Source organism: Pseudovibrio exalbescens (genome assembly GCF_028737195.1).
Classification (GTDB): Bacteria; Pseudomonadota; Alphaproteobacteria; order Rhizobiales; family Stappiaceae; genus Pseudovibrio; species Pseudovibrio zosterae.
The window spans coordinates 552,649-579,646 of record NZ_JAQZAJ010000003.1; the positions used below are offsets into that span (position 1 = coordinate 552,649).

The following is a 26,998-nucleotide window of genomic DNA, read 5'->3' on the forward strand; positions in this document are numbered from 1 at the left end:
AAAAATGGCACTTAAGACATTTAATCCCACATCTCCTGGCCGTCGTCAGCTGATCCAGGTTGACCGTTCAGAACTGTGGAAGGGCAAGCCAGTCAAGAAATTGACTGAAGGCCTGTCCAAGTCCGGTGGTCGTAACAACACCGGCCGCAAGACCGCAAACAACATTGGTGGTGGTCATAAGCGCACTTATCGTGTAGTTGACTTCAAGCGTCGCAAGTTCGACGTTGTCGGCACCGTTGAGCGCCTTGAATATGATCCAAACCGTACCGCTTTCATCGCACTCATTTCTTATGAGGACGGTGAGCAGGCTTACATCCTGGCACCACAGCGTCTTGCTGCTGGCGACAAGGTTGTAGCTGGTCAGGCTGTGGACGTTAAGCCGGGCAACGCAATGCCGCTGGCTTCCATCCCGGTCGGTACTGTTGTTCACAACATCGAGCTGAAGCCAGGCAAGGGTGCGCAGATTGCACGTTCTGCTGGTGCTTACGCTCAGATCGTTGGTCGTGACGCCGGTTACACGGTTGTCCGTCTCCTGTCTGGTGAGCAGCGCCGTGTACTCGGCACCTGCATGGCCACGATTGGTGCGGTATCCAACCCAGACCACGCAAACGTGAACTACGGTAAAGCCGGTCGTTCTCGTTGGCTCGGTCGCCGTCCACATGTTCGCGGTGTAGCTATGAACCCGATCGATCACCCACACGGTGGTGGTGAAGGTCGTACCTCAGGCGGACGTCATCCGGTTACCCCTTGGGGCAAGCCGACCAAAGGTAAGCGCACCCGTCGTAACAAGGCGACCGATAAGTTTATCGTTCGCTCACGTCATGCGCGTAAGAAGTAAGAGGGACGGATCGTGACACGTTCGATCTGGAAAGGCCCGTTCGTTGACGGTTACCTCCTGAAGAAAGCGGAAAAGGTTCGTGAGTCCGGCCGTAACGAGGTCATCAAGACCTGGAGCCGCCGTTCCACTATTCTTCCGAACTTTGTGGGGCTGACCTTCGGCGTTTATAACGGCCAGAAGCACATTCCGGTTCTGATCAGCGAAGAAATGGTCGGGCACAAGCTTGGTGAGTTTTCACCATCTCGTACCTACTACGGCCATGGCGCTGACAAGAAGGCAAAGAGGAAATAACGATGGGCAAGCAGAAGCGTGAGCGGACGCTCGCCGACAACGAGGCAAAGGCAGTATGCCGCATGCTGCGGGTTTCCCCGCAGAAGCTAAACCTCGTTGCAGCATCGATCCGCGGTAAGAAGGTTAGCTCCGCAATGGCTGACCTGACCTTCTCTCGCAAGCGCATTGCAGGCGACGTCAAGAAGACCTTGATGTCTGCTGTAGCAAACGCAGAAAACAACCACGATCTCGACGTCGACAATCTTGTCGTCGCCGAGGCATTCGTTGGCAAGGCGCTCGTAATGAAGCGCTTTCAGCCACGTGCCCGTGGTCGTGTTGGACGGATCCAGAAGCCGTTTTCCAACCTGACCATCGTAGTCCGTGAAGTTGAGGAGACTGCCTAATGGGACAGAAGATTAACCCAATTGGCCTTCGTCTTGGCATCAACCGGACCTGGGATTCACGTTGGTTCGCCAGCAAGAACGAATACGGCGATCTTCTTCATGAAGATTTCCGCATCCGTGAATACCTGCTCAAGGAATTGAAGCAGGCGGCAGTTTCCAAGGTCGTCATCGAGCGTCCGCACAAGAAGTGCCGTGTGACCATCCACTCTGGTCGTCCAGGTGTGGTCATCGGCAAGAAGGGTGCAGACATCGAGCGTCTTCGCAAGAAGCTGTCATCCATGACCAATTCGGAAGTGCACCTCAACATCGTTGAAGTGCGCAAGCCGGAAACGGACGCGCAGCTGGTTGCAGCTTCTATTGCTCAGCAGCTGGAACGTCGTGTTGCTTTCCGTCGTGCCATGAAGCGTTCAGTTCAGTCTGCAATGCGTCTTGGTGCCCAGGGCATCCGGATCAACTGTTCCGGTCGTCTTGGTGGCGCGGAAATCGCGCGCATTGAATGGTACCGTGAAGGTCGCGTGCCGCTGCACACTCTTCGTGCAGACATCGACTATGGTACCGCAACCGCGCATACCGCTTACGGCGCATGTGGCGTGAAGGTTTGGGTATTCAAGGGCGAAATCCTTGAGCATGACCCAATGGCCTCCGAACGCCGCGCGACTGAAGGCGGTGGCAAGAACGAACGCCAGGGCGGCGGTCGCCGGGAACGTGCAGCGTAAGCTGCACGGTCTCCGTGACAGAATAGAGAAGCGAGAGATACGATGCTGCAGCCAAAGCGAACTAAGTTCCGCAAGCAGCACAAGGGCCGCATCCATGGCAAGGCCAAGGGTGGTTTTGAGCTCAATTTCGGTGCCTACGGTTTGAAGGCACAGGAGCCAGAGCGTATTACAGCTCGGCAGATTGAGGCGGCTCGTCGTGCTATGACCCGTTACATGAAGCGTGCGGGTCGCGTGTGGATCCGTATTTTCCCAGACGTACCGGTCTCTTCCAAGCCGGCCGAAGTCCGTATGGGTAAAGGTAAGGGTAGCCCGGAATACTGGGCGTGTAAGGTCAAGCCTGGCCGGATCATGTTTGAGGTTGATGGTGTGTCAGAAGAAATTGCTCGTGAAGCAATGCGTCTGGCGGCCGCCAAGCTCCCGATTAAGTGTCGCTTCGTGACACGTATCGGCGAGTGATCGGACAGTCGAGAGGAATAGGCCATGAAGGCTACTGACGTAAGAGCAAAGACCGCCGACCAGCTCCGTGAGGAACTGGAAGGCCTGAAGAAAGAGCAGTTCAACCTGCGCTTTCAGCGGGCAACCGGTCAGCTCGAAAACACCGCTCGTGTTCGCGTAGTACGTCGCGACATCGCGCGGATTCAGACAATCCTGCGCGAAAAGCGCACGTCTGAGAACGCATAAGGAGCTAATGATGCCAAAGCGTATTCTGCAGGGCGTCGTTGTTAGCGATGCGAATGACAAGACAGTTACGGTGAAGGTAGAGCGTCGCTTTACGCACCCACTGTTGAAGAAAACTGTGCGCCGTACGAAGAAGTATCGTGCACACGACGAAAATAATTCTTACAAGAACGGCGATACCGTGCTCATCCAAGAGTGCGCGCCAATCTCTAAGAATAAGAGTTGGATCGTTGTTTCTGAGGAAGCAGCGAGCTAAAAGACGCATCCGGTGATCCTGCATAGGACGCTGAGAAAAGAACAAGGCGACGAGTCATGATTCAGATGCAAACTAACCTCGATGTGGCCGATAATTCCGGCGCACGTCGTGTCCAGTGCATCAAAGTGCTCGGCGGCTCCAAGCGGAAGTACGCTTCTGTAGGCGACATCATCGTAGTGTCTGTCAAGGAAGCTATCCCTCGGGGTCGTGTTAAAAAGGGCGATGTGATGAAAGCAGTCGTCGTGCGCACGGCTAAGGATATCCGCCGCGCCGATGGCAGCGTGATCCGTTTCGACCGCAATGCGGCCGTGCTGATCAACAACAATAAAGAACCGATCGGAACTCGTATTTTTGGCCCAGTTCCTCGTGAACTGCGTGGCAAAAATCACATGAAGATCATTTCGCTTGCGCCGGAGGTGCTCTGATGCCTGCGAAAATTAAAAAGGGCGACAAGGTCGTCGTAATCGCCGGTCGTGACAAGGGCAAGACTGGGGAAGTTATCCAGATGCTCCCATCTGAAAATCGCGCTGTCGTGCGTGGCGTTAATTTGGTGCGTCGTCACCAACGCCAGACCCAGCAGAGCGAGGGTGGCATCATTTCTAAGGAAGCTCCTATCCAGCTGTCCAACATTGCCATCGTTGATCCTAAGGATGGCAAGCCAACTCGCGTCGGTTTCAAGACCAACGAAGATGGCGTTACTGTACGTATCGCCAAGCGTTCGGGAGATGTGATTGATGGCTGACGCTAATTACATCCCACGGCTGAAGACGCACTACTCTGACGTAGTGCGTGGTCAGCTCCAGGAGAAGTTTAACTACACCAACCCGATGATGATCCCGTCTATTGACAAGGTCGTTTTGAACATGGGTGTTGGTGAAGCAGTTGGTGACAGCAAGAAGGTTCGTTCTGCAGCAGAAGAGCTGAGCTTGATTGCTGGTCAGAAAGCGGTTATTACCCGTGCGACGAAGTCTATCGCGACCTTTAAGGTTCGTGAGGGCATGCCGCTCGGTGCTAAGGTAACCCTTCGTCGTAACCAGATGTTTGAATTCCTTGATCGCCTGATCACGATTGCGCTTCCACGCGTGCGTGACTTCCGCGGTCTGAACCCGAAGAGCTTTGACGGTCGCGGCAACTATGCCATGGGCCTGAAAGAGCAAATCGTGTTCCCTGAAATCGACTACGATAAGGTCGATTCCATGCGGGGTATGGACATCGTGGTTTGCACCACGGCAACTAACGATGACGAAGCGCGTGAACTGCTGCGCGCGTTCAACTTCCCGTTCCGCAAATAATCGCGGTATACGGGAAAGGAACGAGGACAGACGATGGCGAAGAAAAGCGCGGTCGAGAAGAACAAGCGGCGCGAGCGTCTTGTAGCAAAGTACGCTGCTAAGCGCGCTGAGTTGAAGGCCAAGGCCAAAGACGAAAGCCTGTCTCTTGAGGAGCGGTTCAATGCGCGTTTGCAGCTCTCTAAGCTGCCGCGCAATTCCGCGCCTACACGAGTACGCAACCGGTGTGAAGTTTCAGGTCGCCCACGCGGTTTCTACCGCAAGCTCAAGATGTCGCGTATTGCGCTCCGTGAGCTGGGTTCCCTGGGCAAGATCCCGGGTCTCGTGAAGTCGAGCTGGTAAGGAGTTACGGTAATGTCGATTTCCGATCCAGTCGGCGATATGCTGACACGCATTCGTAATGCACAAATGCGCCGCAAGAGCAAGGTTTCTACACCTGCATCAAAATTGCGCGCTCGGGTACTGGACGTATTGGCCTCGGAAGGTTATATCCGTGGCTATACAACCGTCTCTTTCGAGAGCGGTAAGTCTGAACTCGAAATTGAACTGAAGTACTTTGATGGCGAACCAGTGATCCGCACCATTGAGCGCGTATCTAAGCCTGGTCGTCGCGTGTACTCCTCAGTGAAGAACATCCCTCACGTTGCAAACGGTTTGGGTGTATCTATTCTGTCCACGCCTCAGGGTGTGATGGCAGACCATGAAGCTCGCGACAAGAACGTGGGCGGTGAGGTTCTGTGCCGCGTCTTCTGATGCGGCACTACCACTACATATAATACATTAACTGACAGGTTGATCCTATGTCTCGAATTGGCAAAAAGCCAGTCCCCGTGCCTAGCGGGGTAACGGCAACGATCAACGGCCAGGAAGTAGCGGTCAAAGGCCCGAAGGGGGAACTCTCCTTCGTGGTCAATGACCTTGTTCTGGTCGAGATGACTGATGACGGCATCCGCGTTGATCCGCGCAACCAGACTAAGGCAGCGCGTTCTATGTGGGGCATGAGCCGTACAATGATCGCGAACCTTATCACTGGTGTGACATCTGGCTACGAAAAGAAGCTGGAAATCCAGGGTGTTGGTTACCGTGCCCAAGTTCAGGGTAATACACTGAATCTTGCTCTCGGTTTCTCCCATGATGTCAAGTTCGACATCCCTCAGGGAGTTAACATCGTTTGCCCTAAGCCTACCGAAATCGTTCTCAGCGGTATCGATAAGCAGCAGATTGGACAGGTCGCAGCGAATATTCGCGAGTGGCGTCCACCTGAGCCATACAAGGGCAAGGGTATTCGATACGCGGATGAGTTCATCGTCCGTAAGGAAGGCAAGAAGAAGTAACGGAACCGATCATGGCGAACAATCAATTCGAACGTCGTCGCGCTCGCGTCCGCCGTTCGTTAAAAAAGGTAGCGAATGGACGTCCTCGTCTGTCCGTTTTCCGCTCGTCCAAGCAGATTTATGCTCAGATCATCGACGATGCGCAGGGTAAGACCCTGGCAGCTGCGTCCACGATCGAGAAGGACGTGAAGAGCTCCTTGAAGACCGGTGCTGACAAGGCTGCGGCCGAAGCAGTTGGCAAGCTGATCGCTGAACGTGCGATTGCTGCAGGTGTCAAGGATGTCGTGTTTGATCGTGGCGGTTATCTGTTCCACGGCCGTGTTAAGGCCCTGGCGGATGCTGCTCGTGAAGGCGGCCTGAATTTCTGATCTGCATCTAACGATGCAAAGAGAGAACGGAAGACGATAATATGGCGAGACAGGACAACCGGGATCGCGAAGAGCGCGACAGCGAATTTGTCGATAAGCTCGTTCACATCAACCGTGTCGCAAAAGTGGTCAAGGGCGGTCGTCGCTTTGGCTTTGCTGCGCTGGTTGTTGTTGGAGACCAGAAGGGCCGTGTAGGCTTTGGTCACGGTAAGGCCCGCGAAGTACCTGAGGCAATCCGCAAGGCAACTGAAGCTGCCAAGCGGTCTATGATCCGGGTACCACTTCGTGAAGGTCGTACCCTTCACCACGACGTTGAAGGCCGTCACGGCGCAGGCAAGGTCATGATGCGTGCAGCACCTGCGGGTACTGGTATCATCGCAGGTGGTCCAATGCGTGCTGTGTTCGAAACGCTCGGCGTTCAGGACGTGGTTGCAAAATCAACTGGCACTTCTAACCCGTACAACATGGTTCGTGCGACGTTTGAAGCGCTGAAGAAGGAAGACAGCCCACGTTCAGTTGCGGCACGTCGCGGCCTCAAGGTTTCTACCATTCAGGCTCGTCGTCGCGACAACGACGAAGCGGCAGCGGCTCCTTCCGAGGGTTAATCCTCGGTAGGGATCCGTCTTAGACATGAACAAGGGTTAGTGTCATGGCGAATGAAAAGACCGTAACGGTCGAACAGATCGGCAGCCCGCTGCGCCGTCCTGCTGATCAGCGCGCAACGCTGATCGGCCTTGGACTGAACAAGATGCACCGTCGTCGCACCCTGAAGGATACTCCTGAAGTGCGCGGCATGATCCGTAAGGTTCAGCATCTCGTTCGTATCGTTGACGAAGCGTAACGAGAGCCGGGAGAAAAACAGATGAAACTTAACGAACTCCGGGACAATCCGGGTGCTGTTAAGGACCGTACCCGCGTAGGACGCGGTATCGGTTCCGGCAAGGGCAAGACCGGCGGCCGTGGTGTTAAAGGTCAGAAGTCCCGTTCAGGTGTAGCCATTAAGGGCTTCGAAGGTGGTCAGATGCCATTGCATCGCCGTCTTCCAAAGCGCGGCTTCACCAATATCTTTGCCAAGGACTTCAACGTAGTGTCCTTGGGCCGTGTTCAGACTGCAATCGAAGCGGGCAAGCTTGATGCTTCCGCACCGGTCACAGTTGAAACACTTAAAGCAGCAGGCGTTGTCAAGCGCGTACGGGACGGTGTCCGTCTCCTCGCAGACGGCGAACTCAAAACTGCTGTGACTTTCGAAATTGCTGGCGCTTCCAAGACTGCTGTTGAAGCAGTTGAGAAGGCAGGCGGCAAGGTCGTAATCAAGGGAGCTAAGGCCGAATAGGCCTTGCTCTTTTTTTTGGTGTATCCAAACTGACCGGAGCGCGGAATGGCATCTGCTGCCGAGCAACTTGCTTCAAATCTAAACTTTTCTGCCTTTGCCAAGGCCGAGGAACTCAAGAAGCGCATTTGGTTCACACTGGGTGCGCTTTTGGTGTATCGGTTCGGTACTTACATACCGCTTCCCGGTATTGATCCAGAAGCGCTTGCACAGGTTTTTGGTCAGGCACAGACTGGCATCATCGGCCTGTTCAATATGTTCTCCGGCGGCGCCGTGGAACGTATGGCGATCTTCGCTCTTGGCATCATGCCGTACATCTCTGCTTCCATTATCATTCAGCTGATGACTTCCGTTGTTCCTTCTTTGGAGCAAATGAAGAAGGAAGGGGAGAGCGGCCGGAAAAAGATGAACCAGTATACCCGATACGGTACGGTGATCCTGGCAACCTTCCAGGCCTACGGTATCTCCGTTGGTCTTGAGGCGGCCAATGTGGTTCAGGACCCGGGTATGTTCTTCCGCATCTCCGCTGTGATTACGCTTGTTGGCGGTACCATGTTCCTGATGTGGCTGGGTGAACAGATCACCTCACGTGGCGTTGGTAACGGTATTTCGCTGATCATCTTTGCGGGTATTGTTGCGGGTCTGCCGTCTGCGATTGCTTCCACTTTGGAACTCGGTCGTCAGGGCGCGCTTGCAACTCCAATCATTCTGGCAGTTATCATTCTGTCCATCGTTGTAATTGCGATCATCGTGTTCATGGAACGTGCCCAACGGCGCCTCCTGATCCAGTATCCAAGAAGGCAGCATGGCAACAAGCTTTATGAAGGCAATACCTCATTCCTTCCGCTGAAGCTGAATACCGCCGGTGTGATTCCTCCAATTTTTGCGTCATCTCTTCTTCTCGTTCCAGCGACGCTTTCCAGCTTCCAAGGAGCTGATGCTTCCGGTGGTAACGAGTGGCTGACGACCATTACGGCTCTTCTGGGTCATGGTCAGCCAGCTTACATGGTGCTTTATGCGGCGCTTATCATCTTCTTCTGTTTCTTCTATACGGCGATTGTCTTCAATCCGTCCGATACAGCAGACAACCTGAAGAAGCATGGCGGCTTCATTCCGGGCATCCGTCCGGGGGAGCGTACCGCAGAATACATTGACCACGTTCTGACACGCATCACTGTGGTAGGCGCAATTTACATCACACTCGTTTGTTTGCTTCCAGAGTTCCTTATCTCTGCTACGGGCGTTCCATTCTATTTTGGTGGTACTTCCCTCTTGATTGTCGTTAGCGTAACAATGGACACTGTTTCACAGGTTCAGGGGCATCTGCTGGCGCATCAGTACGAAGGGCTCGTGAAGAAAACAAAGCTGAGGGGGAAACGTAAATGAGGCTTATTCTGTTAGGCCCTCCAGGTGCGGGCAAGGGCACGCAGGCGGCTCGACTGGTCGAAAAGCACGGCATTGTCCAGCTTTCTACCGGTGACATGCTTCGCGCGGCCGTCGCTGCAGGGACGGAAGTTGGCCTTCAGGTCAAAGACGTTCTTGATCGCGGTGACCTTGTGTCTGACGATTTGATCTCCAAGATCATTTCCGAGCGCATCGAAGAACCTGATTGTGCGAATGGGTTTATCCTTGATGGTTTCCCGCGCACCATTGCCCAGGCAGACGCATTGGCAGACATCCTTTCTGACAAGGCCATCAAGCTTGAAGGCGTTGTTCAACTGGTCGTCGATGAAAAGATCCTTCTGGAACGTATCGAAAAGCGTGCTCGTGAGAGTGCCGAGGTTCGTTCCGATGACAACGCTGAGGCGCTGAAGAAGCGTCTCGCCGTTTACAATGAACAAACCGCTCCGCTCGTGGACTACTACGAGCAGCGCGGCATGCTCAAGAAGGTTGACGGAATGCGTTCCGTCGAAGAGGTCGCATCTCAGATTGATGCAGCTCTTTCTTAACGCGGATTAATATCTGCGGAATTTCATGTCAGCGCTTGCGTTGGCACTTGGAATACAGTAAAGACCGGCGCACATCGATGAATTTTCGATTTGCGCCGGTTTTCCTTGGGAAACCGGGGTAACTTTTTGCTGTCTACAGTCATATCGTTCGCGAGTGGCTGGACAGAAATTAGGAGAGGGGACGATGGTCGTTTCCTCGTAAAGGAGAAGTAACGTGGCCCGTATTGCTGGCGTCAACATTCCGACGAACAAGCGCACCCTGATTGCGCTGCAGTACATTCACGGTATTGGCCCGAAGTTCGCGCAGGAGATTCTCGACAAGGTCGGTATCGCTGCAACATCTCGCGTCAATGAACTTTCGGACGCTGACGTCCTGAAGATCCGTGAAACGATCGATGCTGACTACCTCGTAGAAGGTGATCTGCGTCGTGAAACAGCGATGAACATCAAGCGTCTGATGGACCTTGGTTGCTACCGTGGCCTGCGCCACCGTCGTGGCCTGCCGGTTCGCGGTCAGCGCACCCACACGAACGCACGCACCCGTAAGGGTCCTGCGAAGGCGATCGCTGGTAAGAAGAAGTAATTTCACCGGCGCTCGTCAGGTGGAGCCGCCGGTTGTTACGGCGGTGTAGATATCAAAGGAAATAAGAATGGCTAAGGATTCGACGCGTGTGCGTCGTCGCGAGCGGAAGAACATCACTTCCGGTATCGCGCATGTGAACTCTACGTTCAACAATACCATGATCACCATTACCGATGCTCAGGGCAATGCGATCTCTTGGTCGTCTGCTGGCGCGCTCGGCTTTAAGGGTTCTCGTAAGTCTACCCCTTATGCCGCTCAGGTCGCAGCCGAAGACGCTGGTCGCAAGGCAGCCGAACACGGCATGCGTACCCTTGAGGTCGAAGTTCGTGGTCCTGGTTCAGGTCGTGAATCTGCTCTGCGTGCGTTGCAGGCCGGTGGTTTCGTCATTACGTCCATTCGCGACGTAACGCCGATCCCTCACAACGGTTGCCGTCCGCGCAAGCGTCGCCGCGTCTGACTTTTCGTCAGGCATGTTTTCAACCCATGGCAACGGATAGTTGGGCTTTTATGCTCCAACGAGATAGCCGAGGGGATTAGAACGTGACAATTCAGAAAAACTGGCAAGAACTGATTAAACCAACCAAGCTGGACGTACGCCCTGGCGACGACCCGCGTTTCAAGGCTTCTGTGGTTGCAGAACCTCTTGAGCGTGGCTATGGTCTGACCCTTGGTAACGCTCTGCGCCGCATCCTGCTCAGCTCCCTTCAGGGTTCTGCAGTGACTGCGATCCAGATCGATGGCGTTCTGCATGAGTTCTCTTCCATCCCTGGCGTTCGTGAAGATGTCACCGACATCATCCTGAACATCAAGGAAATCGCTCTGCGTATGGACAATGAAGGTCCAAAGCGCATGGTTCTGCGCAAGCAGGGTCCAGGTGCTGTTTATGCAGGCGACATTGAGACTGTTGGTGACGTTGAAGTTCTGAACCCTGACCTGCTGCTGTGTAACCTTGATGAGGGCGCCGAAGTTCGCATCGAGTTCACTGCAAACACTGGTAAGGGTTATGTTCCTGCAGCTGCAAACCGTCCGGAAGATGCGCCAATCGGCCTGATCCCGGTGGACAGCCTGTATTCACCAGTTAAGAAGGTAAGCTACAAGGTAGAGAACACCCGTGAAGGTCAGGTTCTCGACTATGACAAGCTCACCCTGAACGTTGAAACCGATGGGTCCGTTGTCCCGGAAGATGCGATCGCTTATGCGGCCCGTATCCTTCAGGATCAGCTTTCCATCTTCGTGAACTTCGAAGAGCCAACTCGTGAAGTTCAGGAAGAGACCGTTGCAGAACTGGCGTTCAACCCAGCACTGCTCAAGAAGGTTGATGAACTGGAACTGTCTGTACGTTCTGCAAACTGCCTGAAGAACGACAACATCGTCTATATTGGTGATCTGATCCAGAAGACTGAAGCAGAAATGCTTCGCACACCGAACTTCGGTCGTAAGTCTCTGAATGAGATCAAAGAAGTTCTGGCGCAGATGGGTCTGCATCTCGGTATGGAAGTGGCAAACTGGCCACCTGAAAATATCGACGAGCTGGCTAAGCGCTACGAAGACCACCAGTATTAAGCTAAACGGGGCCCTCGGCCCCAAGTGGTCCGATGCGACCGCTGCGTAGTTAATTGAAGGAGAGGGCCATGCGCCACGGAAAATCCGGCCGCAAGCTCAATCGGACGTCAAGCCACCGTAAGGCAATGTTTGCTAACATGGCTGCATCGCTCATCAAGCATGAGCAGATTGTAACGACGCTTCCGAAGGCAAAAGAGCTGCGTCCAATTGCAGATAAACTCATCACTCTCGGAAAGCGTGGCGACCTCCACGCACGTCGTCAGGCGATCTCTCAGATCCGCGACGTTGCAATGGTTCGCAAGCTGTTCGACACTCTGGCAGAGCGCTACAAGGAACGTGAAGGTGGTTACACCCGCGTACTGAAGGCAGGCTTCCGTCATGGTGACAGTGCTCCAATGGCTGTGATCGAATTGGTCGATCGCGATGTTGAAGCACGCGGCGCTGAAGACCGTGCTCGCGTTGAAGCAGAAGAAGCTGCTGAAAACGCAGCATAAGGCTTTGCCGATATAAATTTAAAAAAGGCGTCTCCAGTGGAGGCGCCTTTTTTGTTTGGTGCTTTTGATGTCCGAAGTCAGTTCAAGGCCTTATTCGGATTAGTGCGTATTTGCACGTAAAAGTTGAATACCTGTGTAATTTCAAGGCGTAGAGCCGCATTCCCGCAATATTGGTTAGACGATTTAGCATTGGGTTTAAGCTTCGGTTAAGCCTCAATCCCTAGTTTTTTCATACTTCAAAAATAGTGGGGCATTTTGCAATGCGGGAGAGCGCGACGGATTTAGGTGCTGGGGTTTCGGCCGCAGACCAAAATATGTTTCATCGGATAGGCGTTCGGTTGCCTATCATCATGGTGGGTTTGGCAATTGTCTCTAGTCTTGTGATTGGCTATTTGGCTTATCACAACGGACAGGCTTCTTTGACTGAGGCCAAACAGGGTGAGCTTGAGCTTCTGGCTGAGTCTCGCCGCAACTTGCTTGAGTTGCGAATGGGGCAGATTGAAGCCGACATCCTTCGCATGGCAAAGACCAATGCGATGGAAACGGTGATGAAGGATCTTCAAACCGCCTATCGCAATATCGGCGAAGACCGCGACAGTGTTCTGTCTTTCTATCGTCCGGATGGGTCTAGTCTCGAGCAACGCGTGGAGATTACCGGGAACGGCAATTCGACCATGTATTCCTGGCGGCATGCAGGCGTTCACGGCGATTTTGTAACAAGCTTCAAGAATGGCGGCTATGCCGACATCCTCGTCTTTAACAATGACGGTCACATCCTCTACTCGGTAACAAAATCTGCAGAGTTGTTCCGTACAGCCGATGACGCTGCCATTTTGGAAAGTGGTTTGGGGCGTGCTTACACCGAGGCTGCACAAGCCGAGGATGGTACGGTGATCTTAAGCGATTACCAGCAGTATGGCTTGGCGAATGACACGCCATCACTCTTCATTGCCACCCCTGTCTTTATTGAAGGAATGGCAGGCACGAGCCGGGAAGGGGTCATCGTTGTCCGTCTCGACAGCGGTTTCTTTGACGCCATTCTGGCAGACCGTACCGGCTTGGGTGAGACTGGGCAGACCTATCTGGTCTCCGACAGTGGTGAGATCTATTCCAATATGCCCCTGGCAAGTGAGCCGACGGCTCTAAGGCAGTCTATGCCGGAAGAAGCTTTGGCGGCGCTTTCTGGTTTTGACGCTTCAAGCAGCGCAACTGACCAAGGCTTAACGGTAGCTCAGGGCAAGTTCATTGTTGCGGCGCCACTATCGTTAGCTGGCTTCAAGGCTGCCGTGATCGCAGAAGCATCCGTGGCTGAGTCCCTGGCTGGTGTGTACGCGCTTGCTCAATCAATTGTCATCAGTTCCATCGTGGTTCTCTTGATCATTGGTGTGATTGGCTACCTGTTTGCACGTCAGATCTCCGCGCCGCTCTCTCGTCTTGGTCGCACCCTGCGCAAGATCGAGGAAGGGGAGTTGGACATCGAGGTTCAGGAAGCAGGCCGCAAGGATGAGATCGGTGACATTGGTCGCGCAGTGCAGAACTTCCGTAATGGGCTGAAGCGGGCGCGCGAACTGGATGAAGAGCAGAAGCGCTCTCAAGCCGAGCGGATTGAGCGTGGTCAGTACATGGAAGAGCTGACGCGGAAGTTTGATCAGAGCGTACGAGAGATTCTCGGCTCTGTCAGTTCTGCCGGCAGCACCTTGCAGACCACGGCGCGCACAATGGCGAGCATGTCTGAGCGTACCAATGCGGAAGCCCAGACCGTATCCTCTGCTTCCGAGCAGTCCTTGGTCAATCTCCAGGCCGTTGCTGGAGCTGCCGAAGAGTTGTCTGCAACTGTCGGCGAAATTGACCGCGAAGTTCGCCGGTCAGCAGATGTATCTGCCGAAGCAAAGCAAATGGCGGTTGATGCGGAAGGCTCTGTAAACGGCCTTCTGGAGGCGGCGCAGCGCATCGGTGAGGTTGTTTCGATCATCAATGACATTGCAGATCAGACCAACCTTCTGGCGCTGAATGCCACCATTGAAGCAGCGCGGGCAGGAGAAGCCGGTAAGGGCTTTGCCGTTGTGGCTGCTGAGGTCAAGGGCCTGGCGAACCAGACGGGGCAAGCAACTGGCGAGATCGGTGTGCAGATTCAGGCGGTACAGGCTGAAACTGAAAAGGCCGTGATGGCGATCAAGGAAATCTCTCAGGTCATTGGCACCATCAACGAGGTTTCAACGGCCATTGCCGGTGCGATTGAGGAGCAGGCGGCAACAGCCACCGATATCTCAAGCAACATTCAGCAGGTCACGGCTGGCTCCATGGAAGTAACGCAGTCCATCACCAAGGTAAGCTCAATTGCAGGGGACACAGGTACGGAAGCTGAGAATGTGCTATCTGCCTCCAATAACCTTACTGAGCAATCCGAGGCACTGCGCGGTCTTGTGGAGGACTATCTCAACGACATCCGTGTGGCCTGACCAAGCCTCAGTGATTGCTTTGAGTTTGATCTAGTTGAAACCCGCGCCCACCAGCGCGGGTTTTGCATATCAAGCGTGCATTTGTGCCTTTCCTTTCACCAAAGGTGGTAGGCCGACATTTACACTCTGTTTAGCTTTTCCATGGGTACACTGCCCCCGAAAAATTACGGAGGGGATTGTGCGGCCAACACACAAAGAACAGCCAGAAACGGGCAAACAATCAAGGCTCTTATCACTTAAGGTATTGGTTCCGGTCAGCGTGATCGGCTTGGCCTTGCTTGCGAGTGCAGGTGTTGGGTACTTTGCCCAAAAGGAGGCACAGCAAGGCATTCAGGCGGGCGCCGAAGTGCAGATGACCCTCACATCGCGCAATAGCGCAGAACAGCTTCAGCGGGCCATCGATGACAGCAAGAGCGATCTTGTCGCAATGGCATCAAGCGCGAATATGGGCCAGTTGATCGCAGAGCTGCCGTTGGCGGCGGAGCTATCGGGAAATCTCGCTGATATTCAAGCAACTTACCAAGGTTTGGCAGAGAGCGCCGATGAGCGTGCAGCGGTTCTTAAAGGCTCTGACAGTCTTTATGGCTCCAAGCACGAGGGCATTCATCAGGACTTTCTGAAGCGTTGGCAGAACGGCAACTACGCCGATATTCTGTTCTTCGATATGAACGGTTTGGCGCTTTACACCGTGACCAAGTCGGGTGACTTCCTCTCCAACGCAAGCGACGAGGCCACCAAGGCAACTACGGTGGATGAAACCTACCAAGCCGCCCTGGAGGCACCGGCCGGTGAGGTGGTTGTGTCTGATGTCGCGCCTTACGCTCCTGCTGGTGGGGAGGCGAGTCGCTTTGTTGCAACGCCGGTCTATATCGAGGGGTTTGGCGGCTTGGAGCTGAGCGGCGTTGTCATGGTGCGGCTCAACAAGAGTTTCTGGGATGAAATTTTAAGCAAGCCCTTGCTCATTGGCGAAACGGCTCAGAGTTACCTTCTGGATGGGACAGGCCGTCTGCTTTCGACACCGGTGCTGGATCAATCCGCACCGCTGCTGAGCACGTACGGAGGCCTCGCCACGGACGTTGTGGCTTCGCTGGCTGAGAGTGCGCGCCATGAGGCGGGCGGAAAGCAATATCGTGTCGAGGCCATTGATATTTACGGTACACCGGGCGCGGTGGTGACTGAAATCAGTCTGGATGAAGCCAACGCGGCCTCCTGGAGTGTTTTCACTTCGATCGTGACGTCGGCGTTGATCATTCAGGTTGTGGTGCTTGCCGCAGGTTTTGGGATCGCTGCCTACATAACTCGTCCGCTTTCTCGTCTTTCAACCGCCATCAGCAAAATTCGTGAAGGCGATTTGGAGACCGATGTTCCCGGCACCGAGCGTGGTGACGAAATCGGAGAGATTGCGGGCAACGTGGCGGCGTTTCGTGATGGCTTGCGCCGCGAAAAGGAGCTGACACTTGAGCGTGAAGCGGAACAGCTCCGTCAGGCACAGGTGGCGGAACGCCTTGTGCAGCTCAACCTCGCCTTTGATCAGAATGTGACCGAGGTGATTGGGGATGTGAATGAGGCCTTGCGCCAGTTGGAGGGATCAGCTCAGCAGATGGCGCAGGTCTCCGAGATTACAGCCTCGGAAGCTCAGACAGCCGCTGCTGCCTCGGATCAGTCTCTGCATGGCCTTCAGGCCGTAGCAGGAGCCACCGAAGAACTGACCGTCACTGTTGGCGAAATCGACCGGGATCTTGCCAAGTCCAATGAAATTTCTAATGAGGCGGCGCAACGGGCGCGTCATGCGCAGGAGACGGTAACAGGCTTGCAGAACGCGGCAGCCCGCATCAACGAGGTTGTCTCTCTTATCAGCGATATCGCCGAGCAAACCAATCTGTTGGCGCTTAACGCCACCATTGAGGCCGCCCGTGCAGGCGAGGCTGGCAAAGGGTTTGCTGTCGTTGCCGCTGAGGTGAAGGAGCTGGCCAACCAAACCGGACGGGCCACCCATGAAATCAGCGGTCAGATCCAGGCCGTACAGTCGGAAACCGAGAATGCTGTTGGGGCAATCCGCGAGGTCATTCAGGTGATCGCCCAGATGAATGAGGTCGCGGGAACCGTGACCAATGCCATCGAAGAGCAGGCCAAGACAACGGGCGAAATCTCGCTGAACATTCAGCAGGTCACAGGTGGGTCCTCCGAGGTGGCGCAGGCGATCAACAAGGTGAGCGAAATGGCCGGGACGACGGGGCAGGGTGCTGATGAAGTTCAGCAGGCCGTGCTTCAGTTGCATCAGCGGGCCAATCGCGTGTCAGAGTTGGTCTCTGGTTATCTTGAGGAGGTGAAGGCCGGATAGGCCCCAAGATCCTGCCCGTCCAAATTTAAGGCTGGTTTCTGGAGTGGGTTTCCACAACCGGAGATCAGCCTTTTCATTTCCATATTGTGCCCCTATGTGTGGAAGGCTTCCTCTGTTTGATCCAAGAAGGATCAGCCAAATTTGGGGTTTTCATCATGATTGATTTTCGTGCTTCGGTCACAAGTGCTGCCGTAGCGGTGGGTGTCTTGCTGTCTGCAGCCTTTGGTGTTTCCGCGAGCGCACACGCGGAACAGGTTGTTCCTTCAAACAACGCGGAAGTTCAGCTTTCCTTTGCACCGCTGGTGAAGAAGGTCGCGCCAGCGGTGGTCAATGTGTATGCCACTCGCACAGTTGAGCAACGCCAGCGAATTTCCCCGTTCTTTGACGATCCGTTCTTCCGCCGCTTTTTTGGTGATCGCGGTGGCTTTGGTGAGCCGCGCACCCGCAAGCGCGTCCAGAACTCTCTGGGCTCGGGTGTCATCATCTCCGATCAGGGTATCATCATCACCAACCATCACGTCATTCAGGACGCTGATGAAGTCCGCGTAGCGCTTTCCGATCGGCGCGAATTTGATGCTGAGATCGTGCTCAAGGATGAGCGGACTGATCTTGCCGTCCTGAAGATCAAGGGAGAGGGGGATAACTTTCCCTACATCCCGTTTGCGGATTCCGATCAGCTTGAGGTGGGGGATCTGGTGCTGGCCATCGGGAACCCGTTTGGTGTAGGCCAGACCGTGACCCAGGGCATCGTCTCTGCGGTTGCGCGAACGCAGGTTGGCGTTTCAGATTATCAGTTTTTCATTCAAACCGACGCAGCCATCAACCCAGGTAACTCAGGCGGCGCACTCATAGATGTGCGCGGCAATCTGGTCGGCATCAACACCGCTATTTTTTCCCGCTCTGGTGGGTCCAATGGCATCGGGTTTGCCATCCCGGCCAACATGGTGAAAGTGGTCGCAGCAGCTGCGGGGGATGGCGACTATGTCCGGCGCCCATGGATTGGGGCGAGTCTTCAGCCGGTTTCATCAGACATTGCGCTCGGTCTTGGTCTTGACCGCCCACGCGGTGTGTTGGTGACGCGCATCTTCCCCGACAGCCCTGCAGAGCGGGCGGGCCTTGAAGTGGGTGATCTTATTGTTTCTGTTGGTGAAAACGAGATCAATGATCCAGATTCCTTTGGCTATCGTCTTGCAACGCGCCAGATCGGGTCGGAGGCAACCTTCCGCATTTTGCGCGGCAGCGATGAGGTTGCCCTTGACGTGGCGCTGGAAGCCGCCCCTGAGAGCATCCCGCGCGATACCCGAGACATCGGTGGACGCTCCCCGTTTTCCGGGGCGACGGTCATGAACCTGTCGCCAGCGGTCGCAGAGGAACTTCGCGTGCCGGATGAGTACTATGGGGTGGTAATAGCCGATATCGAAAATGGCTCAAATGCTCAGTATATCGGCCTGCGCCGCGGGGATATCATCGTCGCGATCAACGGCGTTGAGATTGATAACACGCGGGTACTGGAACGGGCTGCGCGCCAGCGGCCACGGGGATGGCTGCTGGAGATCCGACGGGATGGTCGATTGCGCCGCCTGTCAGTTCGAGGTTAAGGTATGGATGGCCGGGCTTTTCAGTCCGGCCAATTCCGTTTTTCTGCTAGAAGTTCTTCCATGAGTGATCTTTTTTCTTCCGCAGGCTTGGACAAAAGCGGCAACAGACCGCTTGCCGATCGCTTGCGCCCGTCGAAAATCAGCGAGGTCGTTGGCCAGGAGCATCTGATTGGTGAGAATGGCATCCTCAGCCGCATGTTGCGCTCCGGGTCGTTGGGCTCCCTCATTTTCTGGGGGCCTCCCGGAACAGGGAAAACCACCATTGCCCGGCTGCTGGCCAATGAAACGGATCTGGATTTCGAGCAGATTTCTGCGATTTTTTCCGGTGTTTCTGATCTTAAGAAGTGTTTTGAAGCGGCGCGTGCGCGGCGTTTGACAGGGCGCGGTACGCTGTTGTTCGTTGATGAGATTCATCGCTTCAACCGGGCGCAGCTCGACAGTTTCCTGCCGGTGATGGAAGACGGCACCATCACTCTAGTTGGAGCCACAACGGAAAACCCGAGCTTTGAGCTGAATGCGGCCTTGTTGTCGCGTGCTCATGTGCTGGTCTTCCAGAGCCTTGATGAAGAGGCATTGGATGGGCTTTTGGCCCGCGCTGAGGAAGAAATGGAAAAGCCGCTGCCGCTTGACCAGGAAGCCCGGCTTTCCCTCATCCGCATGGCAGATGGTGACGGCCGCTCGGCCCTTACGCTTGCTGAAGACGTGTGGCGCACAGCTGGCGATGGCGAGATTTTCGACACCGAACGCCTGACAGATATTGTTCAGCGCCGGGCTCCCATCTACGACAAGACCAAGGACGGTCATTACAATCTGATATCCGCTTTGCACAAATCAGTGCGCGGGTCGGATCCTGACGCGGCGCTGTATTGGATGGGGCGCATGCTGGACGGCGGCGAGGACCCCATGTTCATCGCCCGGCGGTTGATCCGAATGGCGGTGGAAGACATCGGCTTGGCGGACCCGAACGCGTTGGTGCAAGCCAATGCCGCCAAGGACGCCTTTCACATGTTGGGTTCGCCGGAGGGAGAGCTGGCCTTGGCGCAGGCCTGCGTCTATCTGGCAACGGCGCCGAAATCGAACGGTGTGTATGTAGCCTACAAGTCCTCTCGAAGGGCCGCGCAGGAGAATGGCTCGCTTGTGCCGCCAAAGCATATTCTCAATGCGCCAACAAAGCTGATGAAGGACATGGGCTACAACGAGGGCTATCAGTACGACCATGATGCGCCCGATGGCTTTTCCGGGCAGGATTACTTTCCCGAAAAGATGGGGCGTCAGACGTTTTACGACCCACCCGAGCGCGGATTTGAGCGGGACTTGCGCAAACGGCTGGCATACTGGGAGAGGTTGCGGCGGGAGCGAAACGGCTCTTCTTGACCGGTCTGTGAATACCCGTCACTTGCCAGTGCCTCCTTTCCTGAGCAAACTGGGCACATGCAATAGGTGAGCGGCCCATGCGTCAGATAGAACTCAGATTGGCTTTGGTGCTGTATGGCGGCGTTTCACTTGCCGTTTACATGCATGGCGTTACGCGCGAACTTCTCAACTTGCAACGTGCTTCCAAGGCGCTTGAAGAGGCGCGGGCAAAGGGCGTGCCGTTGGATGGCGCGGGGGCGGAGCTAAGGGGCTCGACGGCCTCCTACTATCATATCTTGAGAACCCTTCACCCTGATCTGGACCTAAGAGTGGTGATCGATGCCATTTCCGGCGCTTCCGCCGGTGGCATTAACGGCATCATGCTGGCCCGAGCAATTGCTCATGACCTCCCACTTGATTCCCACCGCAGTTTCTGGCTGGAGAAGGCGGATGTGACCCAACTCTGCGGGAAACCGAGAGGCGTGACACGGCTGGCAAAACGCGTTTTAGCACCCTTTATCGGCCGAATATTGGGGCTGGTTCTGGAGCAGGACCCCGACAATCCGGAGGCGCGGCGCAAGTTGCACTGGTTCATGTCTAGTAGGTGGTTCGAGCCGCCCTTCTCAGGTGCCCGTTTTGCCCGCTGGATGCTTGAAGCATGCAATGCGATGGATCTGGAGGATCGTGGTGACACCCTTATCCCGCTGGGTCAGAAATTGGAGCTGTTCGTCACTTTGACGGATTACTTTGGTGTGAAACGGACCGTGCCGTTGAGTGCACACAGCAGCACCCATGAGATTGAGCATCGCCGGCTTCTCAAGTTTCTTGCGCGCAACGATGGAATCGATGGCATCAAGTCACAGTTGGTAGCTGACTGTGCGCCCAGCCATGTTTTTGCCGCCAGAGCCACAGCATCATTCCCCGGCGCATTTCCGCCAGCCTCCGTGGAAGAAATGGACAGGGTGGTGAAGAGCCTCAACGCCGACTGGTCTCACCGCGATCAGTTTGTCGAGCAAGAACTCATGGGACCGCTTGAAAATGGCGCGCCCCGTCTGTTTATTGATGGTAGCGTCGTTATGAACAAGCCGTTCCAGCCTGTCATTGAAAGCATCAGCGAGCGCGCTGCATCGCGCGAGGTCGTGAGGCGTCTTCTGTATGTCGACCCGACCCCCGGTGATACGGGTGAGCCTGAGGAGCAGGATTATGCAGCGCCGGGATTCTTTCGTTCAATTCTGGCAGCGCTTGCCCATATTCCGCGAAATGAGCCCATAGGCGATGATCTGAAAGAGATCGACGAGATGAACCGCAACATCCGCCGTTTGAAGGATGTTATTGCGGCCGCCAAGCCCCATGTGGACCGGGAAGTGGACGTTATCCTGCAGTTGCCCGGAGAAGGCACCACACCCGCTGAGGCCCTTGGCTGGGCGCGTGCGGAAGCAACACGCATGGCGAAAGAACATGCCGGGTTCTCCTATGCAGGCTACGAACAGCTGCGGTTGAACCTGCTCTCCCACCGGCTGGCAAAGCTGATCAAGCGTCTGGGCGGACATGATGGTGTTGGAGAGGCTACCCATCATCTCGAGCGGGCAATCCTGCGTCATTTGACTATGGAAGGGGATGCGTCCGGCATGGTTGGTGGAGATGAGCCTGCTGTCTCCATCGTACATCTGGATATTGATTATCGGGTCAGGCGGCTGCGCTCTGTCATTCGCAAACTCAATTTGATCTTTGGAAGCGAGCAACTGGACGCGGCATGTGTGCAGCGCATGGGCGTTTTGAAAGAGCGCCTCTATGAGTTGATCACCTATCTGCAATATCGGTGGAGCCGTGCATTTTACGGCACAGAAACAGGTGAGGCTTGCGAAGCGCTGCATTTGCTGCTCAGTGAACCTTCCAAGCTCGACCGGGCCTTGAGGCTTCTTCAAAAGCGGATGGGGCTGGCCGATCTCGATCTGCTGATTGATGAAGTTGTGAGTGATGCAGATGAGGAGTTGGCAGCTAGCCTGTCCAGCCATCCCATCAAGCGCGCTTACATCGGCTTTGCTTTTTATGATGCTGTCACGCTGCCGATCCAGCACACCTCCGATCATTCCGAACTGGGGGAGGTGACGGTTAGCCGTATCAGCCCAAAAGACGCGGTTGCGCTGAATGAGCATGGCAGTGTGCTGAAGGGCGCTCAGTTGCAGTCGTTCGGTGCGTTTTTCAATCGCAGTTGGCGGGAACATGATTACTTGTGGGGGCGGCTCAATGCGGCTGAGCGGTTGGTTGCTCTCTTGCGCGGCGTTGATCGGGATGGGGGAGGTGTCTCTGGTCTTGACGCGCATCTGGAGCTGCTTTTCGAAAGCATTCTGGAGGAGGAAGCGCCGCATTTAACGGCCAATGCTGATTTGATATCAGGGATTTATGCCAGCATGGCGAGGGCGGCAAAACACAGGGAAGGTGCCTCTCAGTCTCCTGAAACGGCAGAGCCTTAAGGGTCTGCGTGGCCTCACGGATTGTCAAGTTTTCCCTTGTCATTGCCATGTTTGACGCGTAATCGACAGCCAACCAACGTTCCTAAAGAGTGGAAGCCTCATGAAAAACCTTGTCCTTGTTGCCCTCGGGGGCGGCGCGGGTGCTGTTTGTCGACATCTCATGACCTTGGCTGGTCTTCGTCTGATGGGGGCTGGTTTCCCATGGGGGACGTTTACCTGCAATATCTTAGGTTCGCTTCTGATGGGCGTGTTCATTGAAGTTCTGGCACAAAAGCTGAACGCATCAACGGAACTCCGCTTGCTGGTGGCGACCGGCTTCCTTGGCGGCTTTACAACTTTCTCCAGCTTCTCTTTGGATGTGGCCGTGATCTGGGAACGGGGAGAGCCATGGCTGGCTTTTGCCTATGCATTGGCCTCTGTCATCCTGTCGATCTCGGCATTGTTTGGTGGCTTGGCTCTGGCGCGGCAGGTGCTGGCCTAAGGCTACATGCCGTCTGATCTGTTTCCCAGATGCATCATAGACCAAGGCGCATCGCAGTTTTTACCGGGTTTTCTGAGCTAGCTCTTGCATTCGGAGGCTTGGGCTGTCACATGGAAGCCAACCAAACCAACAGAGCAAGCGTGGCCTCGCTGTTTAGCTGACTGGCCTGCTTGGCGATATAATCGGAATTCCAGCCCATGAGTGGCATTCAAACAAAAAAAGTCGATAGAGACGAAGACGGCATGCGGCTCGACCGCTGGTTCAAGACCCATTATCCAGATCTTGGGTTTGGCCGTTTGCAAAAGCTGTTGCGCACCGGTCAGGTGCGGGTGGATGGCAAGCGTGCCGAAAGTTCCACGCGCATTGAATCCGGGCAGATGATCCGCATACCGCCGATTTCCGTGGAAGTGCAGGCAGATGACCGCAAGAACGCCAAGCCCCGTTCAAGCAAACTGGTTGAAGACGATCGCGCCGCCATCGAGCAGATGATGCTCTATGAAGACAAGGATGTGATGGTTCTGAACAAGCCAGCCGGTCTTGCCGTGCAGGGCGGCTCGGGCCTTAGTCGCCATCTAGACGGCATGCTTGAAGCTTTCACCGATCAAAAAGGCAATAAGCCCAAGCTGGTGCACCGCCTTGACCGCGAGACCTCCGGCATCCTGCTGGTTGCCAAGACGCGCAAGGCAGCGCAGGAGCTGACCAAGTCTTTCCGTCACCGCAATACCCGGAAGATCTACTGGGCAATTGTAGCTGGCATTCCCAAGCCGCGTCAGGGCCGCATCTCGACCTATCTGGCGCGCAGTGAGGAAGATGAGCGGATGCGCATTGCTCGCCACGGCGAGGACGAGGCGCAGCACGCGGTGAGCCTTTACAACGTGGTAGAACAATCCGGTCAGAAGCTGTCATGGGTTACCCTGAAGCCAGTTACCGGCCGTACGCACCAGTTGCGTGCACATACTGCCCATATCCGCCATCCGATCATCGGCGACAGCAAGTACTTCAACATCATGAACTGGGACCTGCCGGGCGGGATTCAGAACAAGTTGCACTTGCTTGCTCGGCGAATTGTCATTCCACATCCTTCTGGCACGGGGATGATTGATGTGTCGGCGCCCTTGCCGCCGCACATGCAGCAGACATGGAACCTTCTTGGGTTCGATGTGAAAGAATACGACCCGGAGATCGCCGAGCCTGAATAAGGTCTGGCCCGCTCCGCTCTTGGTTTTGTGAAGGGACCTCAACGCCAATGTATCTTGTGGTTTTTGACTGTGACGGCACGCTGGTGGACAGCCAGCACACCATCATCCATGGCTTGGAAGTGGGCTTTGAAGCGGTAGGTTTGCCAATGCCGGATCGTCATACCGCATTGTCCATCGTGGGGCTGTCACTGGAACCGGCGTTCCTGCACCTGGTTGGTGAGGAGAACGCACATCTGGTCCCTACAATGTGTGACGCATACAGAACCTCAAAGATCGCGCGCCGAGAAGGCGGATTCGATCATGATCCGCTCTATCCGGGTACCCGTGAGGTGTTGGATGCCTTGAGTGCCCGAGAGGATGTTCTTCTGGGTGTTGCCACGGGCAAGCATTCCCGAGGCGTGGCGCACATGGTTGAGGTACACGACCTTCACGGCAAGTTCATAACCGTGCAGACGGCAGACAAAGCACCGTCCAAACCTCATCCTGGCATGCTGATGCAGGCCATGAGTGAAACGGGCGCGCAACCAGAGCGCACCGTTATGATTGGGGATACGTCATTCGACATGGAAATGGCACGCAATGCCCGGGTTCACGCCATTGGCGTTAGCTGGGGCTATCATGTCCCGCGTGAACTGGAGCGGGCTGGGGCGCGCCGTGTGATTGACGCATTTCCACAGTTGCTTCCGGCGCTTGATGAAGTGCTGGGCTGGAAGAAGGAAATTGCTTGATGCGGGACATCTTCGAACAGATTGCAGAAGATATTGCCAAGGGGCCTGCAGATCCGGTCGAGAGAGCCAAACAGCTGTCTCGTCGCGAGTTGCCAAAGCGCTTTTATGAGCAGGTTCGCGTAGAAGCGGTTGAAGGGGGCTATGCCGTTCTTCTGGATGGCCGCTCCGTGAAGACGCCAAGCCGCAAACAGCTGATGTTTGACGAAGAGTATCTTGCCGAGGCGGTGGCCGCTGAATGGGAGATTCAGGAAGAAAACATCGACCCGATCACCATGCCACTGACCCGTATTGCCCACTCTGCCATCGATGCTGTGGCTGACCGGTTCTCCGAAGTGGCGGATGAAGTGGCACGTTATTCCGGCAACGACTACCTGTTCTACCGCGCCGAAGCTCCACAGGAATTGGTGAAGCGCCAGAGCGAAGCGTGGGACCCGGTTGTGGCTTGGGGTGAGGAGATGTTTGAGGGGCAGTTCAAGCTGACCACTGGCCTGATTCATCAGCAGCAGGATGAAACGGTTACTGCGAATATTCGCGAGGGCCTAAACCAGTTCACACCGCTGGAACTTTCTGCCATCCACACAATCACCAGCATCAGTGGCTCTGCGTTGCTGGCGCTTGCAGCAGCCCACGGGGCTTTCAGTGAAGACGAGATCTGGAAGTTCGCTCACATCGATGAAGACTGGAACATCGAACACTGGGGGCAGGACAGTGAGGCCGCTCGTGTTCGTCGCTTCAAAAATGAAGAGTTTTCAGCTGCTTGCCTTATTCTGAACAAGCCAGAAGTACAGGTTGAAGCCTAGGGCTGCAAAAAAGTAATCTACCCTTTAAAAGCGCGGCTTCGGCTGCGCTTTTCTGTTTTCTCGGTAAGGCACATGCAAGCCAACTACGTGCATAGAGCATTCCAAAGGAATAACACCAAGATTGATGGAGAGGCATGTTAGAAGCACTTTACAAGCAGAGGCTTGAGCGCGATCTGCCCCGTTGGCAGCAGGAAGGCTGGGTCAACGACGAGCAGGCGCGCGCAATCTTGAAGGACGTGCGTGAACGCGCCTCTCGCTCCCATCTCTTGCCCATGGTCATCACAGGCGTGGGATTGCTGGCGCTGGCGCTGGCTGTCGCTGCCTTCATTGCTGCCAACTGGGAAGTTATCCCGAGAATGGTGAAGCTGATCGGCATGCTGTCCTTGTTGGTTGTCAGCGTTGGTGGGGCTTTTGCCTGCAAACGCAAAGGATGGGATCTGCTCTCCGATATCCTTTGTCTGGTGGCTTCATTGATCTTCTTCAGCGGGTTGGCACTGGTTGGTCAGATCTACAATCTGCCGCAAGATTGGCCCGGTGGGCTGGCTCTTGGCGCGCTGGGTGCGTTGGCTGCTGCGTTCCTTGGGGGCAGCCGAATGGCGCTCTTGGTCGCGCTGGTCGCGCTTTTCACACTGCAGTTTCATGAGCAGCCTGCTGTTTGGATTGGCTGGTTGGCAACAGCAGCGCTGCCATTGGCGATTGGACACGTGCTCTGGAAACCTAATCTTGTCGGGCGCTGGTTTGTCATCTTCTATGGTTTCGCACTTTACTACCGCTGGGTGGCGCAACTACCTCGCGAGCAGATGGTCTTTGCCTTTGAAGGAACCGTGTTGCTCGCAGCCTGTCTGTTGATGGTGGGCATGATTGGCACCTGGTGGGCGCAGGACCGCGTGCGGTGGCAGCAGAGTCTGTGGCTGTCTGGAATGAGCCTCCAAAGCGCAGGACTTATCCTTGCTCTGTTTGTTCTGTTTTTCCGTATGCTGGTTGTTGATGACAGCCTCGTATCGGAGATGAACATGCCACGTGAGGGGCTGCTGGAGCATATGTGGAGCTATGCCGAGCTCACAGTCATGACACCGCAACTGTTTGTGCCAGCCCTCATTGCGCTTGTTGGACTTGTGGCTGGTCTTGTTTTGTGTGTGCGGGGCTCTTCGGTGTTTGCGTTGCCTACAGCAATAACGGCTCTAGTGATGGCCAGTGTTCTTGCGCCTGGTCTGCCGTTTGCCCTCGTGTTTGCATCGGTGTTTTCATTGACCGCCGGGCTTTTGGTTGTGCTCAGAGGCGTAACGCAAGATCGTGTTGGATGGCTTCTGCTCGGCATTGCTGCGCTGTGTGGCAACAGCCTGTGGCTGCTTTATGAAACCATTGGTGACTTGTTGGGGCAGTCGTTGTTCTTCTTCATCTGCGGTGTGATCTTGATCGTTGTGGGCATCGGAACCGCGCGCTTTCTGCGCCGGCGGCGCGCAACCGATCTGGCTGAGAAGGGGGCTTGAGCC

33 protein-coding genes are annotated in these 26,998 nt (G+C 55.2%); all 33 read left to right on the forward strand.

What is annotated here, in order from left to right:
* Positions 1-4 precede the first annotated feature (4 nt).
* The 33 genes from rplB (at position 5) to PUV47_RS12055 (ending at position 26,995) form a co-directional block, all read left to right on the forward strand.
* Entirely contained in the window at positions 5-838 is an 834-nt protein-coding gene (rplB, locus tag PUV47_RS11895; RefSeq protein WP_274218775.1) for a 50S ribosomal protein L2, read from the forward strand.
* Between the two features lie 12 nt (positions 839-850).
* Positions 851-1,129: a 30S ribosomal protein S19 gene (rpsS, locus tag PUV47_RS11900; protein WP_274218776.1), complete on the forward strand. Its 279-nt coding sequence runs from the start codon at positions 851-853 to the stop codon at positions 1,127-1,129.
* A gap of 2 nt (positions 1,130-1,131) precedes the next feature.
* The gene (gene rplV / locus PUV47_RS11905) at positions 1,132-1,512 is read left to right on the forward strand and encodes a 50S ribosomal protein L22 (protein ID WP_274218777.1); all 381 of its coding nucleotides are present in this window, start codon (positions 1,132-1,134) and stop codon (positions 1,510-1,512) included.
* Positions 1,512-2,228, forward strand: coding sequence for a 30S ribosomal protein S3 (gene rpsC, locus PUV47_RS11910; RefSeq protein ID WP_274218778.1), 717 nt, complete (start codon positions 1,512-1,514; stop codon positions 2,226-2,228). Before rplV ends, rpsC begins: the two co-directional genes overlap by 1 nt.
* Positions 2,229-2,270: 42 nt before the next feature.
* Positions 2,271-2,684 (forward strand): 50S ribosomal protein L16, encoded by a 414-nt coding sequence (rplP, locus tag PUV47_RS11915; protein WP_274218779.1) that lies wholly within the window; start codon positions 2,271-2,273, stop codon positions 2,682-2,684.
* A 24-nt stretch (positions 2,685-2,708) separates the two neighbouring features.
* Positions 2,709-2,909, forward strand: a complete 201-nt coding sequence (gene rpmC, locus PUV47_RS11920) for a 50S ribosomal protein L29 (protein WP_274218780.1) — start codon at positions 2,709-2,711, stop codon at positions 2,907-2,909.
* A 10-nt stretch (positions 2,910-2,919) separates the two neighbouring features.
* On the forward strand, positions 2,920-3,162 hold the full coding sequence (gene rpsQ / locus PUV47_RS11925; protein WP_274218781.1) for a 30S ribosomal protein S17: 243 nt from the start codon (positions 2,920-2,922) through the stop codon (positions 3,160-3,162).
* A gap of 56 nt (positions 3,163-3,218) precedes the next feature.
* Positions 3,219-3,587, forward strand: coding sequence for a 50S ribosomal protein L14 (gene rplN, locus PUV47_RS11930; protein ID WP_274218782.1), 369 nt, complete (start codon positions 3,219-3,221; stop codon positions 3,585-3,587).
* Positions 3,587-3,904, forward strand: coding sequence for a 50S ribosomal protein L24 (rplX, locus tag PUV47_RS11935; RefSeq protein WP_274218783.1), 318 nt, complete (start codon positions 3,587-3,589; stop codon positions 3,902-3,904). The genes rplN and rplX overlap by 1 nt, the downstream gene beginning before the upstream one ends.
* Positions 3,897-4,454: a 50S ribosomal protein L5 gene (gene rplE / locus PUV47_RS11940; RefSeq protein ID WP_274218784.1), complete on the forward strand. Its 558-nt coding sequence runs from the start codon at positions 3,897-3,899 to the stop codon at positions 4,452-4,454. Before rplX ends, rplE begins: the two co-directional genes overlap by 8 nt.
* A 33-nt stretch (positions 4,455-4,487) precedes the next feature.
* Entirely contained in the window at positions 4,488-4,793 is a 306-nt protein-coding gene (gene rpsN, locus PUV47_RS11945) for a 30S ribosomal protein S14 (protein ID WP_274218785.1), read from the forward strand.
* Between the two features lie 12 nt (positions 4,794-4,805).
* A complete protein-coding gene (gene rpsH / locus PUV47_RS11950) occupies positions 4,806-5,204 on the forward strand; it encodes a 30S ribosomal protein S8 (protein WP_274218786.1) in 399 nt (132 codons plus the stop codon).
* Positions 5,205-5,251: 47 nt separating this feature from the next.
* Complete coding sequence (gene rplF / locus PUV47_RS11955) at positions 5,252-5,785, forward strand: 50S ribosomal protein L6 (RefSeq protein ID WP_274218787.1); 534 nt, start codon at positions 5,252-5,254, stop codon at positions 5,783-5,785.
* Between the two features lie 11 nt (positions 5,786-5,796).
* Positions 5,797-6,153, forward strand: coding sequence for a 50S ribosomal protein L18 (gene rplR / locus PUV47_RS11960; protein ID WP_274218788.1), 357 nt, complete (start codon positions 5,797-5,799; stop codon positions 6,151-6,153).
* A 41-nt stretch (positions 6,154-6,194) separates the two neighbouring features.
* On the forward strand, positions 6,195-6,758 hold the full coding sequence (gene rpsE, locus PUV47_RS11965; protein ID WP_274218789.1) for a 30S ribosomal protein S5: 564 nt from the start codon (positions 6,195-6,197) through the stop codon (positions 6,756-6,758).
* Positions 6,759-6,802: 44 nt separating this feature from the next.
* Positions 6,803-6,994, forward strand: a complete 192-nt coding sequence (gene rpmD / locus PUV47_RS11970; RefSeq protein ID WP_274218790.1) for a 50S ribosomal protein L30 — start codon at positions 6,803-6,805, stop codon at positions 6,992-6,994.
* Positions 6,995-7,015: 21 nt separating this feature from the next.
* Complete coding sequence (gene rplO, locus PUV47_RS11975) at positions 7,016-7,486, forward strand: 50S ribosomal protein L15 (RefSeq protein WP_274218791.1); 471 nt, start codon at positions 7,016-7,018, stop codon at positions 7,484-7,486.
* Positions 7,487-7,531: 45 nt separating this feature from the next.
* Positions 7,532-8,869 (forward strand): preprotein translocase subunit SecY, encoded by a 1,338-nt coding sequence (gene secY / locus PUV47_RS11980; protein WP_274218792.1) that lies wholly within the window; start codon positions 7,532-7,534, stop codon positions 8,867-8,869.
* Entirely contained in the window at positions 8,866-9,432 is a 567-nt protein-coding gene (locus PUV47_RS11985; RefSeq protein ID WP_274218793.1) for an adenylate kinase, read from the forward strand. The genes secY and PUV47_RS11985 overlap by 4 nt, the downstream gene beginning before the upstream one ends.
* A gap of 214 nt (positions 9,433-9,646) precedes the next feature.
* Positions 9,647-10,015 carry a 30S ribosomal protein S13 gene (gene rpsM, locus PUV47_RS11990; RefSeq protein ID WP_274218794.1) on the forward strand — a complete coding sequence of 123 codons (369 nt, stop codon included), beginning with the start codon at positions 9,647-9,649 and terminating at the stop codon, positions 10,013-10,015.
* Between the two features lie 67 nt (positions 10,016-10,082).
* Positions 10,083-10,472 (forward strand): 30S ribosomal protein S11, encoded by a 390-nt coding sequence (gene rpsK / locus PUV47_RS11995; protein WP_028481916.1) that lies wholly within the window; start codon positions 10,083-10,085, stop codon positions 10,470-10,472.
* An 83-nt stretch (positions 10,473-10,555) separates the two neighbouring features.
* Positions 10,556-11,578, forward strand: coding sequence for a DNA-directed RNA polymerase subunit alpha (locus tag PUV47_RS12000; RefSeq protein ID WP_274218795.1), 1,023 nt, complete (start codon positions 10,556-10,558; stop codon positions 11,576-11,578).
* Positions 11,579-11,646: 68 nt separating this feature from the next.
* Positions 11,647-12,072, forward strand: coding sequence for a 50S ribosomal protein L17 (rplQ, locus tag PUV47_RS12005; RefSeq protein WP_274218796.1), 426 nt, complete (start codon positions 11,647-11,649; stop codon positions 12,070-12,072).
* A 314-nt stretch (positions 12,073-12,386) separates the two neighbouring features.
* The gene (locus tag PUV47_RS12010; RefSeq protein ID WP_274218797.1) at positions 12,387-14,531 is read left to right on the forward strand and encodes a methyl-accepting chemotaxis protein; all 2,145 of its coding nucleotides are present in this window, start codon (positions 12,387-12,389) and stop codon (positions 14,529-14,531) included.
* Positions 14,532-14,709: 178 nt separating this feature from the next.
* Positions 14,710-16,872 (forward strand): methyl-accepting chemotaxis protein, encoded by a 2,163-nt coding sequence (locus PUV47_RS12015; protein ID WP_274218798.1) that lies wholly within the window; start codon positions 14,710-14,712, stop codon positions 16,870-16,872.
* A gap of 155 nt (positions 16,873-17,027) precedes the next feature.
* On the forward strand, positions 17,028-18,470 hold the full coding sequence (locus PUV47_RS12020; RefSeq protein ID WP_274218799.1) for a DegQ family serine endoprotease: 1,443 nt from the start codon (positions 17,028-17,030) through the stop codon (positions 18,468-18,470).
* A gap of 60 nt (positions 18,471-18,530) precedes the next feature.
* Entirely contained in the window at positions 18,531-19,844 is a 1,314-nt protein-coding gene (locus tag PUV47_RS12025) for a replication-associated recombination protein A (protein WP_274218800.1), read from the forward strand.
* Positions 19,845-19,921: 77 nt separating this feature from the next.
* A complete protein-coding gene (locus PUV47_RS12030; protein WP_274218801.1) occupies positions 19,922-22,297 on the forward strand; it encodes a patatin-like protein in 2,376 nt (791 codons plus the stop codon).
* Positions 22,298-22,397: 100 nt separating this feature from the next.
* Positions 22,398-22,778 carry a fluoride efflux transporter CrcB gene (crcB, locus tag PUV47_RS12035; RefSeq protein ID WP_274218802.1) on the forward strand — a complete coding sequence of 127 codons (381 nt, stop codon included), beginning with the start codon at positions 22,398-22,400 and terminating at the stop codon, positions 22,776-22,778.
* A 197-nt stretch (positions 22,779-22,975) separates the two neighbouring features.
* Positions 22,976-23,977: an RluA family pseudouridine synthase gene (locus PUV47_RS12040; protein WP_274218803.1), complete on the forward strand. Its 1,002-nt coding sequence runs from the start codon at positions 22,976-22,978 to the stop codon at positions 23,975-23,977.
* A gap of 47 nt (positions 23,978-24,024) precedes the next feature.
* Positions 24,025-24,705: an HAD-IA family hydrolase gene (locus PUV47_RS12045; RefSeq protein ID WP_274218804.1), complete on the forward strand. Its 681-nt coding sequence runs from the start codon at positions 24,025-24,027 to the stop codon at positions 24,703-24,705.
* Positions 24,705-25,505, forward strand: coding sequence for an ATP12 family chaperone protein (locus PUV47_RS12050; RefSeq protein ID WP_274218805.1), 801 nt, complete (start codon positions 24,705-24,707; stop codon positions 25,503-25,505). The genes PUV47_RS12045 and PUV47_RS12050 overlap by 1 nt, the downstream gene beginning before the upstream one ends.
* 134 nt (positions 25,506-25,639) lie before the next feature.
* Positions 25,640-26,995, forward strand: a complete 1,356-nt coding sequence (locus PUV47_RS12055) for a DUF2157 domain-containing protein (protein WP_274218806.1) — start codon at positions 25,640-25,642, stop codon at positions 26,993-26,995.
* Positions 26,996-26,998: the final 3 nt, after the last annotated feature.

Coding starts and splice junctions, on each gene's coding strand:
- PUV47_RS12040 (WP_274218803.1), top strand. CDS start 22,976: ATGAGTGGCATTCAAACAAAAAAAGTCGATAGAGACGAAGACGGCATG.
- PUV47_RS12010 (WP_274218797.1), top strand. CDS start 12,387: ATGTTTCATCGGATAGGCGTTCGGTTGCCTATCATCATGGTGGGTTTG.
- PUV47_RS12025 (WP_274218800.1), top strand. CDS start 18,531: ATGAGTGATCTTTTTTCTTCCGCAGGCTTGGACAAAAGCGGCAACAGA.
- rpsH (WP_274218786.1), top strand. CDS start 4,806: ATGTCGATTTCCGATCCAGTCGGCGATATGCTGACACGCATTCGTAAT.
- rpsN (WP_274218785.1), top strand. CDS start 4,488: ATGGCGAAGAAAAGCGCGGTCGAGAAGAACAAGCGGCGCGAGCGTCTT.
- rplB (WP_274218775.1), top strand. CDS start 5: ATGGCACTTAAGACATTTAATCCCACATCTCCTGGCCGTCGTCAGCTG.
- rplV (WP_274218777.1), top strand. CDS start 1,132: ATGGGCAAGCAGAAGCGTGAGCGGACGCTCGCCGACAACGAGGCAAAG.
- PUV47_RS12055 (WP_274218806.1), top strand. CDS start 25,640: ATGTTAGAAGCACTTTACAAGCAGAGGCTTGAGCGCGATCTGCCCCGT.
- rplP (WP_274218779.1), top strand. CDS start 2,271: ATGCTGCAGCCAAAGCGAACTAAGTTCCGCAAGCAGCACAAGGGCCGC.
- rplX (WP_274218783.1), top strand. CDS start 3,587: ATGCCTGCGAAAATTAAAAAGGGCGACAAGGTCGTCGTAATCGCCGGT.
- rplO (WP_274218791.1), top strand. CDS start 7,016: ATGAAACTTAACGAACTCCGGGACAATCCGGGTGCTGTTAAGGACCGT.
- PUV47_RS12050 (WP_274218805.1), top strand. CDS start 24,705: ATGCGGGACATCTTCGAACAGATTGCAGAAGATATTGCCAAGGGGCCT.
- rplF (WP_274218787.1), top strand. CDS start 5,252: ATGTCTCGAATTGGCAAAAAGCCAGTCCCCGTGCCTAGCGGGGTAACG.
- rpmC (WP_274218780.1), top strand. CDS start 2,709: ATGAAGGCTACTGACGTAAGAGCAAAGACCGCCGACCAGCTCCGTGAG.
- rpsE (WP_274218789.1), top strand. CDS start 6,195: ATGGCGAGACAGGACAACCGGGATCGCGAAGAGCGCGACAGCGAATTT.
- rpmD (WP_274218790.1), top strand. CDS start 6,803: ATGGCGAATGAAAAGACCGTAACGGTCGAACAGATCGGCAGCCCGCTG.
- crcB (WP_274218802.1), top strand. CDS start 22,398: ATGAAAAACCTTGTCCTTGTTGCCCTCGGGGGCGGCGCGGGTGCTGTT.
- PUV47_RS12030 (WP_274218801.1), top strand. CDS start 19,922: ATGCGTCAGATAGAACTCAGATTGGCTTTGGTGCTGTATGGCGGCGTT.
- rplR (WP_274218788.1), top strand. CDS start 5,797: ATGGCGAACAATCAATTCGAACGTCGTCGCGCTCGCGTCCGCCGTTCG.
- rplQ (WP_274218796.1), top strand. CDS start 11,647: ATGCGCCACGGAAAATCCGGCCGCAAGCTCAATCGGACGTCAAGCCAC.
- rpsK (WP_028481916.1), top strand. CDS start 10,083: ATGGCTAAGGATTCGACGCGTGTGCGTCGTCGCGAGCGGAAGAACATC.
- secY (WP_274218792.1), top strand. CDS start 7,532: ATGGCATCTGCTGCCGAGCAACTTGCTTCAAATCTAAACTTTTCTGCC.
- PUV47_RS11985 (WP_274218793.1), top strand. CDS start 8,866: ATGAGGCTTATTCTGTTAGGCCCTCCAGGTGCGGGCAAGGGCACGCAG.
- rplN (WP_274218782.1), top strand. CDS start 3,219: ATGATTCAGATGCAAACTAACCTCGATGTGGCCGATAATTCCGGCGCA.
- rpsC (WP_274218778.1), top strand. CDS start 1,512: ATGGGACAGAAGATTAACCCAATTGGCCTTCGTCTTGGCATCAACCGG.
- rplE (WP_274218784.1), top strand. CDS start 3,897: ATGGCTGACGCTAATTACATCCCACGGCTGAAGACGCACTACTCTGAC.
- PUV47_RS12020 (WP_274218799.1), top strand. CDS start 17,028: ATGATTGATTTTCGTGCTTCGGTCACAAGTGCTGCCGTAGCGGTGGGT.
- rpsQ (WP_274218781.1), top strand. CDS start 2,920: ATGCCAAAGCGTATTCTGCAGGGCGTCGTTGTTAGCGATGCGAATGAC.
- PUV47_RS12045 (WP_274218804.1), top strand. CDS start 24,025: ATGTATCTTGTGGTTTTTGACTGTGACGGCACGCTGGTGGACAGCCAG.